Origin of the sequence: Sphingomonas kaistensis (genome assembly GCF_036884275.1) — a bacterium.
Lineage (GTDB): Bacteria > Pseudomonadota > Alphaproteobacteria > Sphingomonadales > Sphingomonadaceae > Sphingomicrobium > Sphingomicrobium kaistense_A.
On record NZ_CP145607.1, the window covers coordinates 1761319 to 1776309 of the forward strand.

The following is a 14991-nucleotide window of genomic DNA, read 5'->3' on the forward strand; positions in this document are numbered from 1 at the left end:
CCCGAAGGGGACATGCCGACGCGCAAAGGAAGCTTCATGGCCAGCATCACCGCGCCGCGACGGGTCATTCACCCGGTGCACGCCCTTCTCCTCGGTTCGAGCTTTTCGCTTTTTCTCGGCGCCCTGCTGGCGGACTGGGCTTATTCGTCGACCAAGGAAGTGCAGTGGATCAATTTTGCGGCCTGGCTGAACGCCGGGGCATTGGTGTTCGCCGGGCTGGCGCTGGCGTGGGCAATTATCGATTTCTTCCGTTCCGACGTAGGGCGGGATCGGAACTCGATCCTTTATGTCCTGATGCTGCTCGCCACTTTCGTGATCGGGTTCATCACGGCTCTCATTCACAGCAAGGACGGATACGCAACGATGCCGGCCGGGCTGATGATGTCGCTGATCACCTTCCTGCTCGTCGCCGCGTCCGTTTGGCTCGGTTTTTCCACCCTTCGCTCGGGAGCCCGTCGATGAAGTCGCCCACTCTCTTCGCCGCCGTTTCGCTCGCGTGCCTGGTGTCAGCCTGCGGTAAGGATCCCGACGCGCGGCAATTCGGACCCAACCCCACGCTTCCCGACGCGCACCGTGGCTTGGTTCCCACGCTCAAGATTGCGAGCCCCGCCGGGTGGGGCGAAAACCGGCCGACGGTGCCGCAGGGCTTCACGATCACTCCCATCGCCACCGATCTCAAGATCCCCCGTCAGATGCTGGTCCTGCCCAACGGCGATATTCTGGTTGCCGAGGGGAAGGGCGGGGCCGATGCGCCCGCGATGCGGCCCAAGGATATCATCGCCGGCTATTTCATGGCGAAGGGCACCAGCAGCGTGAAGGGCGGTGACCAGCTGACTCTGCTGCGCGATGCCAATGGCGACGGGACCTACGAAGGTCGCACCGTGTTCGCCAAGAACCTGAATGCGCCTTACGGCCTCGCCCTCGTCGGCAACCAGCTCTACGTCGCCAATCAGGATGCGCTGGTGCGCTTCGCCTATCAACCCGGCCAGACTGCTGCGAGCGGGCCGCCGGTGGAGGTCACCAAGCTGCCTTCCGCGATCAATCATCACTGGACCAAGGCGCTTACCGCCAGTCCCGATGGCCGCTTCCTGTATGTCGGCATCGGCTCCAACAGCAACATCGGCGAGCGGGGCATGGAGGTCGAGGAGGACCGTGCCGTGGTCTGGGAAGTCGATGCGCAGACCGGTGCGTCGCGGCGCTATGCGACCGGCATCCGCAACCCGACCGCACTGACCATCCAGCCCGGCACCGGCCGGCTATGGGCGGTGGTCAACGAGCGTGACGAGCTTGGGCCCAATCTCGTCCCCGATTACCTGACCTCGGTCCGTCAGGGCGCCTTTTATGGGTGGCCTTATGCTTATTGGGGCGCCAATCCCGATCGCCGGGTCCAGCCGTTCAAGGAAGACATGGTCGCCAAGACGATCAAGCCCGACTATTCGCTCGGCTCCCACCACGCGCCGCTCGGGATCGCCTTCTCAAATGGCGCAATGGGCGCGAACTTCGCCGATGGTGTGTTCATCGGCGAGCATGGCAGCTGGAACCGCGGAACGCCGGTCGGGTACCGGGTGAGCTTCGTTCCCTTCCGCGGCGGATGGCCGAGCGGGCAGCCGGTCGATTTCGTCAGCGGCTTCCAGGCCGACGGGAAGACCTTCGGACGGCCGGTCGGCGTGACCGTCGATCCGCGCGGCGCGCTGCTGGTGGCCGATGACTTGTCGAACACCGTGTGGCGGGTCACGCCGACGCGGACGCAAGCGCCGGCGCGGGTCGCCTCTGTCAGGTGAGCATCCCCGCCGGCCGTGAATGGCTCCCTTATTGCGGCGCGGCGCCAGTGCCGGCGGACCTGCTGGGCCGCTGGAACCTGGATGCCCTTCTGCTGGCCGGTATCGGCCTCGTCGCGCTGCTGTTGTGGCGGGCGGGGGAGACGGGCGTCCAACGGCGACTGACGATTGCCGCCGTCGCCCTTGCCCTGTTCCTGTTCGTGTCGCCCTTCTGCGCGCTGAGTTCGGCCTTGTTCAGCGCGCGGGTGACGCATCACGTGTTGCTGGCCGCGGTGCTGGCGCCGTTGCTGATCTATGCTCTGCCCGAAGCCAAGACACGCTGGCCGGGGTCGCTCGGGCTGTGGACCGGGGTGCAGGCCGTTACCTTCTGGTTATGGCATGCGCCCGGGCTTTATGCCGAGGCGCTGAGCAGTGATGCGATCTACTGGGCGATGCAGGCGTCCCTGACGCTGACCGCGATGGGCTTTTGGGGAGCGCTGCGGCGGGCCAGCGCGCTGACGTCGGTCGCGGCACTGCTGGTCAGCACGGTGCAGATGGGCCTGCTCGGCGCGCTGATTACCTTTGCCGGTGCGCCGCTTTACGCCCCGCATTTCTTCACCACCGAGCCGTGGGGCTTTTCCGCGCTCGAGGATCAGCAGATGGCCGGGCTGATCATGTGGGCGCCGTCGGCCGGTCTGTATCTCGCCGCCGCCCTGATCATCGCGCAGCGCTGGTTCGCTGCCGAGGACCGCGGGATCGCGGCATGATCGAGCGATTGCGGGAATGGGGCAACAGCCACACGCGGCGCGGCCGTTATTCGCCGATCGGGATCATCTTTCACTGGGTGATGGCGCTGCTGATCCTCTTTCAGATCGGCTGGGGGTTCTGGACCGACTGGATGATGCCGGGCGGGGACAAGGTGTTCGCCTATCAGGTGCATAGCGCCGCTGGGTTGCCCGTTCTCCTGCTGGGGGTAGCGCGGCTGGCCTGGCGCATTCTTATCAGCGATCCGATCAACGATGCCGATCGGCCAGGATTGCAGAGCAAGATCGCGCATTGGACCGCGATGACCTTTTACGTGGTGTTCTTCACGCTGCCGGTGTCGGGTTGGTTCATGTGGTCGTCGGTCGCGGCGCCGGGGCCGCTTTATCTGGGTGGGATCGTGCCGTGGCCGCAGGTGCCGCTGAGTTCGCTCGACCCGATTACGCAATATGCCATCCTCGACCTTGCCGAGGACGTGCATATCGCATCGGTCATTCTTCTGCTCTTGCTGATTCCGGCACATGCAGGGGCGGCATTGAAGCATCATTTCTGGGATCGACACGACGTGCTTCGGGCGATGTTGCCGGAAGTGCCCGATTGGGAAGGGCACCGCCGGGCAGTGCCGCCGAATAGGCCGACAACGCCGCCGCTTCCGAAGGGGTCAGAAGCTGGCTGATCCGAAGCATCACGTCCCCCGGATCGTTGCGGCGCTTGGCGATGCGCCACAGGCGCAGCTGTTCGGCAAGATAGGTCGCGGGCTGACCGGCGAGCGGCGGGTTGCCGGCGCCGAGGCCTTGCCCCTGCTCGCCGTGGCAGGCGGCGCAGGCGAGGACGCCGCGCTTGGGATCGCCCTGATGGTAAAGCGCGAGCCGCTGTGTCGGGGGGGAAGCGGTCGCTTCGAACGGCAGCCCGGCGTAGAAGGTCGAGACCGCCTTGCGCTCGTCGGCCGACAACTGCTGCGCGATCCAGCCCATTTGCGGATGGTAACGTCGTCCGTCGGCATAAGCGTCGAGTTGCCCCTCCATATACCCGGCGTCGAGCGCGGCGAGGCGCGGGGCGCCGGCGCCGTTGCCGCGTCCGTCGAGACCGTGACAGGTGAAACAGGCGTTGGCCGCGCCGGCCTTGGCCCCGCTCAGCGCGATCACCCGGCCGTTTTCCGCGAAACGATCGAGCGAGGTGGAGTCGGCTGCCGCGCATCCGGCGAGCAGGGCCGCCGACGCGGCTGGAAGGATGAACTTGCGCACGGGGCCGCAACCAGCCGGATGCGGCGATTGTTCCCGCTGGCGGCATTGGCGCTCGCCGCCTGCAAGCCGCCGCCCGACCAGCGCCAATTCATGCCGCAGGCCGATGCCGCTCACGGCAAGCAAGTGATCGAGCGGGTCGGGTGCGGTAGCTGTCACAGCATTCCCGGCGTGCGCTGGCCGCAGGGCAAGGTCGGGCCCGCGCTCGACGGGCTGGCCGAACGGGCGTTGATCGGGGGCAAGTTGCCCAATGAGCCCGACGTGCTGTCGGCGTATATTCGCAACGCGCCGGCGCTGGTTCCCGGTTCGGCGATGCCGGCCATGCCGATCAACGATGCAGACGCCCGCGATATCGCGGCTTATCTTTACGAACAGGGAGCGAAGTAGGAATGTTGCAAGGCTGGCCACCCCCCGTGCTGGACCCGGCGGGGCCGTATGCGACGTCGGTCAGCCTGCTCAGCTGGATCCTGTTCGGCATGGGCGCCGCGGTGCTCGTAATTGTCCTCGTCGCGCTCTATCTGGCGCTGTTCGGGCGGCCGGCGCTGCAGGCCAAGGTCGGCGGCAAGACGGCGATCTGGGTCGGCGGCGTGGCGTTTCCGCTGGTCGTGCTGACCGCTTTGCTGATCTACGGCCTGTCGCTGACACGGCACCTGTCGGACCCGATCACCGGCAACGAGCTGCGCGTGCGCGTGACGGGCGAGATGTGGTGGTGGCGGGTCGCCTATCTCGACGGCAGCGGGCGCGAGGTCGTGCAGGACGCGAACGAACTGCACATCCCGGTCGGGCGCCCGGTGGTGCTCGAGCTTCAGTCGGCCGACGTCATTCACAGCTTCTGGGTGCCGCGCCTGTCGGGCAAGCTCGACATGATCCCAGGCCGTCGCAACCTGATGCGGATCCAGGCCGACAAGGCAGGCGTATTCGGCGGGCAATGCGCCGAATATTGCGGCGGGCCGCATGCGCTGATGGGATTCAAGGTGATCGCCCACCAGCCGGCGCAATTCGCGCAGCTGATGGCAGCGCGGATGGCCCGGCAGACTTCCGCCGCGCCGGTCGCGGCGGGCGCGGGGGCGCAATTGTTCGAGAGCACGGGCTGCTCGTCCTGCCACCGTATCGCCGGAACGGGCGCAAATGGGCTTGCCGGGCCGGACCTCACCCACGTCGGCAGCCGCAGCAGCCTTGGCGCCGGCATCCTGCCCAACAATCGCGGCACGTTGATGGGGTGGATCGGTAATAGCCAAGCGATCAAGCCCAACAACCGGATGCCGCCGTACACCGTGCTCCCGGCCGATCAGCTGAATGCCCTCGCCACCTATCTCGAGGCGCAGAAGTGACGTCGGAAACGGGGTTTGATCCCAAGCTTTACGATCGTTTTCCGACCAGGGAGCCGCGGCCTGAGGGCGAGTTCGAGCGGCTGAAGGAGATCTGGAAGTCGCCGACCGGCTGGGCTCGGCTGACCGACGTCAACAATAACTATGTCGGCCTGTGGTATGTCGGGGCGGCGTTCCTGTTCTTCTTGCTGGCGGGCGTGCTGGCGCTGGTGATGCGCCTGCAACTGTCGCTGCCCTTGCTCGGCGTGCTTCCGCAGCAAACCTACAACCAGTTCTTCACCATGCACGGCACGGTGATGATGTTCCTGTTCGCGGTGCCGATCATGGAAGCGATCGGAGTCATGCTGCTGCCGCAGATGTTGGCCGCGCGCGACCTGCCGTTTCCGCGGCTGTCGGCCTATGCCTTCTGGGCGTACTTCATCGGCGGGCTGTGCTTCTTCATGTCGCTGTTCGCGGGTCTCGCGCCCGACGGCGGCTGGTTCATGTATCCGCCGCTGACCAGCACCACTTATTCACCCGGCATCAACGCCGATTTCTGGCTGCTCGGGATCGGGTTCATTGAGATCAGCGCGATCGCCGGCGCGATCGAAATCCTGGTCGGCATCCTTAAGACGCGGGCACCCGGCATGACGCTGGCCCGCATGCCGCTGTTCGCCTGGGCGATGCTGGTGTTCGCGGGCATGATCCTGATCGCCTTTCCTTCGGTGATCCTGGCGACCTTGCTGCTCGAGCTGGAGCGCGCTTTGAACTGGCCGTTCTTCGACGCGACGCGCGGCGGCGACCCGATGCTGTGGCAGCACATGTTCTGGTTCTTCGGTCACCCCGAAGTCTACATCATCTTCCTGCCCGCCGCGGGCCTAGTCTCGATGATGGTCGCCGCGCTGGCGAAGACCGAGCTGGTGGGATATCAGCTGATCGTCCTGGCCTTGGTCGGCACCGGTTTCATCAGCTTCGGCGTTTGGGCCCACCACATGTTCGCGACCGGCATGCCGGCGCTGTCCACGAGCTTCTTTTCGGCCGCGAGCATGGCGGTCAGCATCCCTGCCGGCATCCAGGTGTTCAGCTGGATCGCGACGCTGGCGACCGGGCGGCCGAGCCTCAATACGCCGACCCTGTTTGTCATCGGCGGGCTGGTGACCTTCGTGATGGGCGGTCTGACCGGCGTGATGGTCGCGATGGTGCCGTTCGACTGGCAGGCGCACGACACTTATTTCATCGTCGCCCACCTCCATTACGTGCTGATCGGCGGCGCCGTCATGCCGGTGTTCGCCGCTTTCTATTTCTGGTCTGGAATGACCAGCCGCAAGCGCCTGTCCGAGCGGCTCGGCAAATGGGTGTTCTGGCTGTTTTTCGCCGGCATGCACCTGACGTTCCTGCCGATGCACCTGACCGGCATGATGGGCATGCCGCGGCGGGTGTATACCTATCTACCGGGCATGGATTGGGAGTGGACCAATCTGTTGTCGACGGTCGGGGCGTTCGTGCTGGGCCTGTCGGTGGTACTGTTCCTGTTCGACCTCGCCCGCAATTTCCGATTCACGACCGACGACGATGCCGGCAACGTCTACGGCGGAGGCACGCTGGAGTGGCTGCCGACGGGGCTCTATTCGACCCGCAGCATTCCGGTGGTGAAGAGCCGCCAACCGCTATGGGACGATCCCGACCTCGCCAAGAACGTCGAGGAAGGGCGCTATTTCCTCCCCAACAGCGCGACGGGCCTGCGTGAAACCTTGGTCACCAGCCCGGTGCGCGCCGAGCCGCAATATCTGACGGTGATGATGGGGCCTTCGGTGTGGCCGTTCCTCGCTGCCGTATTCACCGCCGGCTTCTTCCTGCTGCTGACGGTGCAGGCCTATTTCCTGTCGATCGTCTGCCTGCCGCTGGCGATCTTTTCGGTGCTGCGCTGGCTGTGGGACACCGACCGGCCGCCGCCGATGCCCAAGGCCGATGTCGGCGCGGGTATCATGCTGCCGACCTATGTTACCGGTCGCAGCGCGCACGGCTGGTGGGCGATCGTGTGCCTGCTGGTCGTCTGCTTCATGATCTTCCTGATGGCAGTGTTCGGCTATCTCTTCCTGTACGGCATCCATCCGAGCTTCTGGACGATGCCGACGGAGCGCTGGTGGGCATGGCCGATCGCGGGCCTGTACGGATTCGGCGCCGCGCTGGTGCTGCTCGGCTGGCGTCTGCTGGCGCGCGAGCGATCGACGGTGTGGAGCCCGACGGCGGCGTTGCTGTTCGGTTGTATCGCGGTGACCGCCGCATTGGCGATCGACTGGTTCAGCTGGCGCGCGCAGGGGATCGATCCCGAACTCACCAGCCAGGGCGCGATGTCGCACGCCATGCTGGCGTTGCAAGCGCAATTGGTGGCGGTGGTGGTGCTGATGGCGGTCTATCTTGCCGCGCGGACGGCGCGGGGGCTGGTCACGCGGCCAAGCAACACGACCTTCGACGTCGTCGCGTTGTTCACGCTCTACACCGCGGCGCAAGGGGCGGCGACGGCCTTGCTGATCCGCTTGTTCCCGGTGGCCGCCTGATGCGGCAATGGCTGTTCGCGCTGGGCGGGCTGCTGGTCTGGACCGCGCATTTCTTTGCCGTCTACATCGCCGCCAGCCTGTTCCCGGGCGAGCCGCTGGCAAGCTGGCTCACGCTTGGCCTTACCCTTGTCGCGCTGGTCGTCGTGGGCTGGCTCGGGCTCGGGGCATGGCGCGTCTGGGAGGCGCGCGGGGAAGACGAGCTTCGGCCCTGGCTTGGCGGCATCGCCCTGATGGGCGCCGCCTTGTCGGCGATCGCCATCCTTTACGCAGGGCTGACGGCCGTCTTCTTCTGAAGTCGGCGGGGCGGCGCATCGGCCACCCCGCCGTTCAGGATCAGGCGACCAGCCAGAAGTCGCCGCCGCTCAGCGCGTGACGCGCGGCAAGGCTGTCGATCCCTTCAAAGGCAAGCGCTTGCTGTGCATCCGAGGCTTCGCTGTAGAGGCCGGTTTGCACGCCCGACAGCGACGACAGGCCGAGCAGGGTGACGGAGCCGCCCGCGGTCAGGTTCACGCGAAGGTCGACTGTTCCGTCGCCATTCCAGTCACGGGCGTCGCTCGAGCGTATGGCGGTGGCGTCGAACAACAGCTTGTCGTTGGCGATGTCGAAATCGAGGATCACGTCGTTGCCGCCGCGCGCGCTCAGCACGAAGCTGTCGCGGCCCGCGCCGCCTTCCAGCCTGTCGTCGCCTTGGCCACCGATCAGCAGGTCGTTGCCGCGCCCGCCGAACAGCTGGTCGTTGCCGCGCCCGCCGTCGAGGCGGTCGTGCCCGTCGAGCCCGAACAGCCGATCGTCGCCATTGTCACCGAACAGAAGGTCTTCGCCGCCGGTGCCCAACAGATTGTCGACCCCATTGCCGCCGTGCAGCGTGATGCCGTCGGCGATGCCGGTCACCGACACGGTGACGGTGGCGGTGCTGGTCAGCCCACCCTTGTCGGTCACGGTGTAGGTGAAGCTGTCGGTCGCGACGGCGCCGGGGGCGAGGGCATCGAACGCATCGTTGTCGGCGACGTAGCGAAGGGTCTTGGTCGCGGAATCGAACAGCAGGCTGCCGAGCGTTCCGGCCGTGCCGACCGCGCTGATCGAGAGGCTGTCGCCGGCATCGACATCGCTGTCGTTGCCGAGCAGCAGCGACCAGAGGTTGTCGCTGGTGGCGTCCTCGTTCACCGCAATGCCGTCGGCCGTGGCGACCGGCGCTTCGTTGACGTCGGTCACGGCGATCGTGACATCATTGCTGCTGGTCAATCCGGCGCTGTCGGTCACCTGCACCTTGAGCACGAAGCTCGACGCCGTCTCGAAGTCGAGCGCGACGGTCGTGCGAACCACGCCATTGGAATCGACGGAGAAGCGGCCGCCGGCGTCGTCGAGCAACGTGTAGCTGAGCTTATCGCCCGGCGTGTCGGTCGCCGACAGGGTGCCGACCACCGTTCCGGCGGGCAGGTTTTCGGCCACGGTGCCGCCCGTAATCACGACGTTCGTCGGGGTGATGCCGAGGCGCAGCAGCGCGACCTGCGGATCGTGATCGGTCGGGCGCACGCCGGTGAATTCGGCGTTGATATGGACGGCGTCATATTTGGCGGCGGTCAGCAGGCCGCCGGTCACCAGCATGTTGTCGATCAGCTGCGAGTTGCCGTCGAAGATATAGGAATAACGCTCTTCCTCCGGCAGCAGCTTCGACAGGTTGGTGAACACGCCGCCATCGGTCAGCTGGGTCTGCGCTTTCTCGAAATAGAAGCCATTCCAGTCGCCCAGCAGCACGAACTGCTTCGAGGCATCCTTCGACAGGATGTCGAACACATAGTCGCCGACCGCTGCGGCCTGCGCGGTGCGCGAGGCGTCGCCGCCGTCGCGCGGCGGCTGCGCGTCGCCCCACAGGGGATCGGACCCGAGCCGCGAGGTGAAGTGGACGTTGACGGTGGTGAACTGCTGATCGTTGAAGGACCAGGTCGCGACAAGCGGTTTGCGCGAGCCGCTGAACGCAGGGTCCTCGATCAGGCCGAGGCTGCCTTCGACCAGGGTGACTCGGTCCGCAAGATAGAGATAGCCGTTGCGGATGTTGCCGTTGGGCTCGCCGCCGGTCGTGTTGGCGGCGGTCGGCGCGATCTCGACATAGGTGTAGACGAGCCCGCTGATCCTGGCGATCGCGTCGATCAGGCCCTGGACGTTGCTGACTCCCGACAGGATCGAACCGTTGCCCGCGCCGTCGGCATCCTGCACTTCCTGCAGCGCGACGATGTCGGGCGCCTTGAGGCTGTTGACGATGTCGTTGGCGAGGATGTCGTACTTGTTGTCCGACGGGTCCATGTTCTCGACATTGTACGTCGCGACGCTGACATAATTGGCATCGCCCTTGAGCGTCGTCCCGTTGTCGCCGAGCGTCCGGTCGGTGGTGATCACCGCCCGCTCGGTGGCCAGCAGTTCGTAGCGGTCGAAGCTGTAGTTGAGGACGCCGGTGACCGAGCCAAGCCGGTCGCCGATCGACAGCGTCGGCTGACCGACGAGGCGATCGTCGAGCTGGATCTTCTCGGGGTTGTAGTCGCCCTCGCTGATGGTGATTCCGCCGCGTTCGTTGACACCGGTCGCGCCGATGCCGCCCGATGCGACGAGGTCGGTTTCGCCAAATTCGTTGCTGTTGGACACGGCGATCGGCGTGTCGATGGTGACCCGCATGCCTTCAAGGCTCTCCCAGAAGTCGATGCCGTCGACCTCAGGATTGAAAACGGAAAGACCGTCGCTGTCGATGCTTTCGGTCGGGGGCAGGAGGCCGCCCGTGCCGATCAGTACGGCGGCGGGAAGGGTGTTGCCGCTCGACTGGACGGTCACGGCCGATGCGGTGACCTGAGTGACCGAGAGGCCGGTGTCGCTCGGCTTGTATTCGGCGACGATACCGGTCGTCTGCACGGCGTCGCCAACGAGCACGGTGGGCGCACCGGCGGTCTTGATGAAGATGCCGTCCGACGTGCGCGCATTGCCGTCGCCGGTCGCGTCCTGAAGATAGAAGCCGTTGGCGTCGACCGCGGTGACGATGCCGCCGGTGATGACCGGCTGCCCGACATAGGCCGACTGATGGCCTTCGCCCTGAATCTCCATGATGGTGCGGGCGACGGGGTCGTCGTTGAGGATCACCCCAAGGCCGCTGCCGTCGACCACCGTCGCGTTGCCGCTGACGTCGCCGAGGCGGATAAGGAAGCCTTCGTTGTTCTCACCGAGGGTATCGCCGGCGACCTGGATGGTGATCGTCTTGGTGAATTCGTTGGGGCCGAAGGTGATGACCCCGCCGGTCGGGGTGTTCGCCGCCAGATCGTCGGCGCTGGCCGAGGTGCCGAGGTCGAGCGTCCAGGCGACGCTCGCTTGCGTCGCGAACCCGCCCGAGCGGCTGACGGTGAAGGTCATGGCGGTGGTGCCGCTATTGCCTTCGACCACCGCGGCATCGCTGATACGGATCTGACCCTGGTCGGTGCCCGACAGGAAGCTCTGGCCGGTATTGGCTCCGCCGCTGGTGCCGGCGATGTTGAAGCCCCAGGTGAAGTCGGCGTAGCTCGATCCCGTGCCTTGCAGCGACAGGCTGGTCCCGACCGGCCCTTGAGTCTGGAATACGCCGATGTCGGTCGAAGTCATGCCCGCCGCGGGGCCATTGGTGGCCGTCAGCGTGCCTTCGTAGCTGAGGAACTGGACCACCCGGCCGTACGGATCGACCAGCGCGATGCCATCGCTCACGCCGTTCTGGAGGCCGTTGGCGGCGGTGGTGATCGAGCTGAAGCCGAAGCCGTTGGCGGTGTCGGTCAGCACGCCCGACAGCGGGAGCGTTCCGTAGCTGCCGCCGCCGTTGCCGTTGTAGAGCACCAGCGACCAGCCGGTGAGGTCGGTGCCGGCTAGACCGGCGACCTCGACGAACTCACCCGTGTCGTCGCCGGCGGGATCGTAGTTGATCTCGTTGATGAAGACGTTGGCAACCGGCGGGAAGTCGTTGTTGCGGATGGTGCCGATGCCAAGGCCATCGCTGATGGTCGCGCCGCCGACCGGGCTGGTGAGCAGCACCGAAAAGGTCTCGTTGGGTTCGATCGCGAGGTCGCCGGTGACGGGGATACGGATGGTCGCGCTGGTCTGGCCGTCGGCGAAGGTCACCGTTCCGCTGAGCGGCGTGCCGAGGTCGTCGGCCGTGGCGGTGCCGTTCAGCGATACGGTCCAGGTCGCCGACACGGCGCCGTCGCTCCCGCCGCTGCGGGTGACGGTGAACAGCATGTCGGTGGCGCCGGCGTCGCCTTCGGTAAGTGTGGCGTCCGAGATCGACAACATCCCGCGCGCAACGGCGGAAAGCGCCGAGCTGGTGACATTGATATCGTCGATGCCGACCCACTCGTCGTTGCCCGCCGCATTGGTGGTGATGATGCGGATCTGGAGTTGCGACTGATTGCTCGCTTCGGCGGGAAGGGCCACCGTCACGGGCGTGACCGCGGTGGCGAGGCTCGGCCCGGTGGTGACGTCGTTATAGGACCCGGTGGGGAGGGTGATCCAGGGACCGCTGTCGCCGATCCGGTACTGGACCGCGATCGGCTGGACCGCATTGTCGGCGCTTCCGTCAATGTCGCGGGCATTGAAGGTCAGGACGACGTTATCGCGGCCGGTCGAATCCATATACAGCGCGATGTAGGGCGCGCCTGCGGTGCCGGACCCTTGCAGCGCGATGGTCGGATTGACGATCTGAAATTCCGCGACGCCGCCGCTTGTCAGGGTGTTGGGATTCGTCTGATTGGCGATGACGTCGACATCGATGCTGTCGCCGGTAACCGAGCCGGGGTTCGTGCCGCTAAGACCGTTGCCGAGATAGCCGACGATGCTGGGAACGTTCGTCCAGACATCGTTGGCAGTGATCAGCCTGGTGTCGCTCCAATCCTGGAAAAAATTACCACCCTGCAGGCTGAAATACGTCTTGGCCATCTGTTGAAAACCCCTCCCAACGCAACCGAATCTTGCGGCCGCTTAAACCATGATGATCGGCCTCTGCCAGTGGCCTTGCACTGTTACAAGCTGCTGACAGCGAAGCGGAAAATTTGTTCCATCATGGGACGCGAGGCGCCGCTGATCGCGCCGCTCAAGACGACGCTCTGACCTGTTGCGCTTATCCTGACGTCGGCTAGACTGCGCATGCTCGGCTCATTCTTGCTGCGTTCCTCCCTTTCATTCCGTTCTCCTCTTGTTCCTTGAGAACGAACCGTGTACAGGATGTCCGTAACGGGGGCATTTGCCTTTATCGTGGACGAAGGGAAAAGCGCATGGCAACGCAGCTGAAGGTTGTTGGTATGGGCGGGAACGCAATGACGGTAGACAGGCAAAAGGCGCTCGACGCGGCGCTGGCGCAGATTGATCGGGCTTTCGGCAAGGGCTCGGCGATGAAGCTCGGCAGCCGCGAGAAGATGGAGGTCGAGGTGATCTCGACCGGCAGCCTCGGGCTGGACATTGCGCTTGGCGTCGGCGGCCTGCCGCGCGGCCGCGTGATCGAGATTTACGGCCCGGAAAGCTCGGGCAAGACGACGCTTGCGCTGCACACCATCGCCGAAGCGCAAAAGGCCGGCGGCACCGCGGCGTTCGTCGATGCCGAGCATGCGCTCGACCCGGCTTATGCCAAGAAGCTTGGCGTCAACATCGACGAACTGATCGTGTCGCAGCCGGATACCGGTGAGCAGGCGCTGGAGATCGTCGATACGTTGGTCCGCTCCAATGCGATCGACGTGCTCGTGGTCGATTCGGTCGCCGCGCTGGTTCCGCGGGCCGAGATCGAGGGCGAGATGGGCGACAGCCACGTCGGCCTGCAGGCCCGTCTGATGAGCCAGTCGCTGCGCAAGCTGACCGGCTCGATCAGCCGTTCGCGCTGCATGGTGATCTTCATCAATCAGCTACGCATGAAGATCGGCGTCATGTACGGCAATCCGGAGACGACGACCGGCGGCAATGCGCTCAAGTTCTACGCCTCGGTTCGCCTCGACATCCGCCGCACCGGGCAGATCAAGGATCGCGACGATATCGTCGGCAACACCACCCGCGTGAAGGTCGTCAAGAACAAGGTCGCGCCGCCGTTCAAGCAGGTCGAATTCGACATCATGTACGGCGAAGGTGTCAGCAAGGTCGGCGAGATCCTCGATCTTGGCGTCAAGGCCGGGGTGGTCGAGAAGTCGGGCGCCTGGTTCAGCTACGACAGCATCCGCATCGGCCAGGGCCGCGAGAATTCGAAGACTTACCTCAAGGAAAACCCCGAGGTCATGGCGCGCCTCGAAGCCGCCATTCGCCGCGGCAAGGACGAGATCGGCGATGCGCTGATGGTCGGACCCGAAGCCGACGACGACGCCTGAGGCAAGACCGCCGCCTCTGCTGGGGAGCGGATGGCTGGCAGCTTTACCGAAGGATTGGAAGGGCCGGCACGTTCCTGGGGAGCGTGCTGGCCCTTTTTGTTTGCCCAGCGCAATCGGCACCTCCGTCGGTGGTATGGTCGGCAATGGTTCAGGCACGGCGGGCCATCACCCTGGAACCTGCCGCCGAAACTTCCCGTTTCGAATGTGGAATCGAATCACGAAGGAATGCCCATGCGTCCGTTCTCATCCGTCGCTCTCGCTGCCTGCCTCGTCGCCGCGCCGGTTGCCGCGCAGGTCGCGCCGCAGACGAGTATCGCGGAAATGGCGACGACACCGCTGGTGAAGTTGCAGATCGCCGAGAACCTCCGCACCCCGCCCGACGAGGCCAGCATCCAGGTCGGCACCCAGAGCCGCGCGCCGACCGCGGTGGCAGCGAGTGCGGCGAACAAGGAAAAGACCGAGCGTTTGCTCGCCACCATCCGCAAGGCCGGTCTTCGCGAGCGCGATATCCAGACGCAGGGCATCCAGCTTCAGCCCGAATATGATTATGTGCAGGACCCCGGGGCACGCAGCGGGCGGCAGGTGTTCCGCGGCTATCTCGCCAGCAACACCATCCAGCTCAAGACCCGCGATATCCCGCGGCTGACCGCGCTGCTCGATACGCTCACCGCGGCGGGGGCCGACAGCGTCTATGGACCGAATTTCTCGATCAGCGATCCGATTCTGCTGCGCCGTGAAGCGCGGGTACGCGGACTTGCCCGCGGCATGGCCGAAGCGCTCGAATATGCCCGCAACAGCGGCTTCACGCGGGTCACCCTGCTGTCGGTCGAGGAGGGCACCAGCTACCGCGGCACCGATGTCGTGGTGACGGGAAGCCGGGTCAATTACGCGGCGCCGCCCGCGCCGCCGCCGCCCCCGGGCGTCGAGCGCAGCCAGGCCGATGCGTTGGTCGCCCCGGGACAGCTCGAGACCGGTGTGGTGCTGAACCTCATCTACCGGATGGAGCGTTAAGCCTCACTCTA

Annotated in this window: 11 protein-coding genes and 1 pseudogene; 10 read left to right on the forward strand and 2 right to left on the reverse strand. The window is 65.6% G+C overall.

What is annotated here, in order from left to right; genetic code table 11:
* Positions 1 to 36: 36 nt before the first annotated feature.
* Genes V6R86_RS08570 through V6R86_RS08585 form a run of 4 tightly spaced genes read left to right on the forward strand, consistent with a single transcriptional unit; the run spans position 37 to position 3195 of the window.
* The gene (locus V6R86_RS08570; protein ID WP_338503733.1) at positions 37 to 462 is read left to right on the forward strand and encodes a DUF2231 domain-containing protein; all 426 of its coding nucleotides are present in this window, start codon (positions 37 to 39) and stop codon (positions 460 to 462) included.
* Positions 459 to 1781, forward strand: coding sequence for a sorbosone dehydrogenase family protein (locus V6R86_RS08575; RefSeq protein ID WP_338503735.1), 1323 nt, complete (start codon positions 459 to 461; stop codon positions 1779 to 1781). Before V6R86_RS08570 ends, V6R86_RS08575 begins: the two co-directional genes overlap by 4 nt.
* The gene (locus V6R86_RS08580; protein ID WP_338503736.1) at positions 1778 to 2524 is read left to right on the forward strand and encodes a cytochrome c oxidase assembly protein; all 747 of its coding nucleotides are present in this window, start codon (positions 1778 to 1780) and stop codon (positions 2522 to 2524) included. Before V6R86_RS08575 ends, V6R86_RS08580 begins: the two co-directional genes overlap by 4 nt.
* Positions 2521 to 3195, forward strand: coding sequence for a cytochrome b (locus V6R86_RS08585; protein WP_338503738.1), 675 nt, complete (start codon positions 2521 to 2523; stop codon positions 3193 to 3195). Before V6R86_RS08580 ends, V6R86_RS08585 begins: the two co-directional genes overlap by 4 nt.
* A 13-nt stretch (positions 3196 to 3208) precedes the next feature.
* On the opposite strand, the pseudogene V6R86_RS08590 reads toward V6R86_RS08585, so the two are convergent.
* A pseudogene (locus V6R86_RS08590) lies at positions 3209 to 3877 on the reverse strand (c-type cytochrome); the annotation flags it as partial.
* Between V6R86_RS08590 and V6R86_RS08595 the strand changes: the two are divergent.
* Genes V6R86_RS08595 through V6R86_RS08610 form a run of 4 tightly spaced genes read left to right on the forward strand, consistent with a single transcriptional unit; the run spans position 3782 to position 7918 of the window.
* Entirely contained in the window at positions 3782 to 4147 is a 366-nt protein-coding gene (locus tag V6R86_RS08595; RefSeq protein WP_338503740.1) for a c-type cytochrome, read from the forward strand. The pseudogene V6R86_RS08590 and the gene V6R86_RS08595 overlap by 96 nt on opposite strands.
* Positions 4148 to 4149: 2 nt before the next feature.
* Positions 4150 to 5091, forward strand: coding sequence for a cytochrome c oxidase subunit II (gene coxB, locus V6R86_RS08600; RefSeq protein ID WP_338503742.1), 942 nt, complete (start codon positions 4150 to 4152; stop codon positions 5089 to 5091).
* Positions 5088 to 7625 carry a cbb3-type cytochrome c oxidase subunit I gene (locus V6R86_RS08605; RefSeq protein WP_338503743.1) on the forward strand — a complete coding sequence of 846 codons (2538 nt, stop codon included), beginning with the start codon at positions 5088 to 5090 and terminating at the stop codon, positions 7623 to 7625. Before coxB ends, V6R86_RS08605 begins: the two co-directional genes overlap by 4 nt.
* Complete coding sequence (locus tag V6R86_RS08610) at positions 7625 to 7918, forward strand: hypothetical protein (protein WP_338503745.1); 294 nt, start codon at positions 7625 to 7627, stop codon at positions 7916 to 7918. Before V6R86_RS08605 ends, V6R86_RS08610 begins: the two co-directional genes overlap by 1 nt.
* Before the next feature lie 40 nt (positions 7919 to 7958).
* Here the strand turns inward: V6R86_RS08610 and V6R86_RS08615 are convergent, their stop codons facing one another.
* The gene (locus V6R86_RS08615) at positions 7959 to 12560 is read right to left on the reverse strand and encodes a Calx-beta domain-containing protein (protein WP_338503746.1); all 4602 of its coding nucleotides are present in this window, start codon (positions 12558 to 12560) and stop codon (positions 7959 to 7961) included.
* 335 nt (positions 12561 to 12895) lie between these two features.
* On the opposite strand from V6R86_RS08615, the gene recA reads away from it, so the two are divergent.
* Together recA and V6R86_RS08625 are read left to right on the forward strand one after the other, a co-directional pair.
* Positions 12896 to 13969, forward strand: coding sequence for a recombinase RecA (recA, locus tag V6R86_RS08620; RefSeq protein WP_338503748.1), 1074 nt, complete (start codon positions 12896 to 12898; stop codon positions 13967 to 13969).
* A 231-nt stretch (positions 13970 to 14200) separates the two neighbouring features.
* Positions 14201 to 14980: an SIMPL domain-containing protein gene (locus tag V6R86_RS08625; RefSeq protein WP_338503750.1), complete on the forward strand. Its 780-nt coding sequence runs from the start codon at positions 14201 to 14203 to the stop codon at positions 14978 to 14980.
* Positions 14981 to 14991 lie beyond the last annotated feature (11 nt).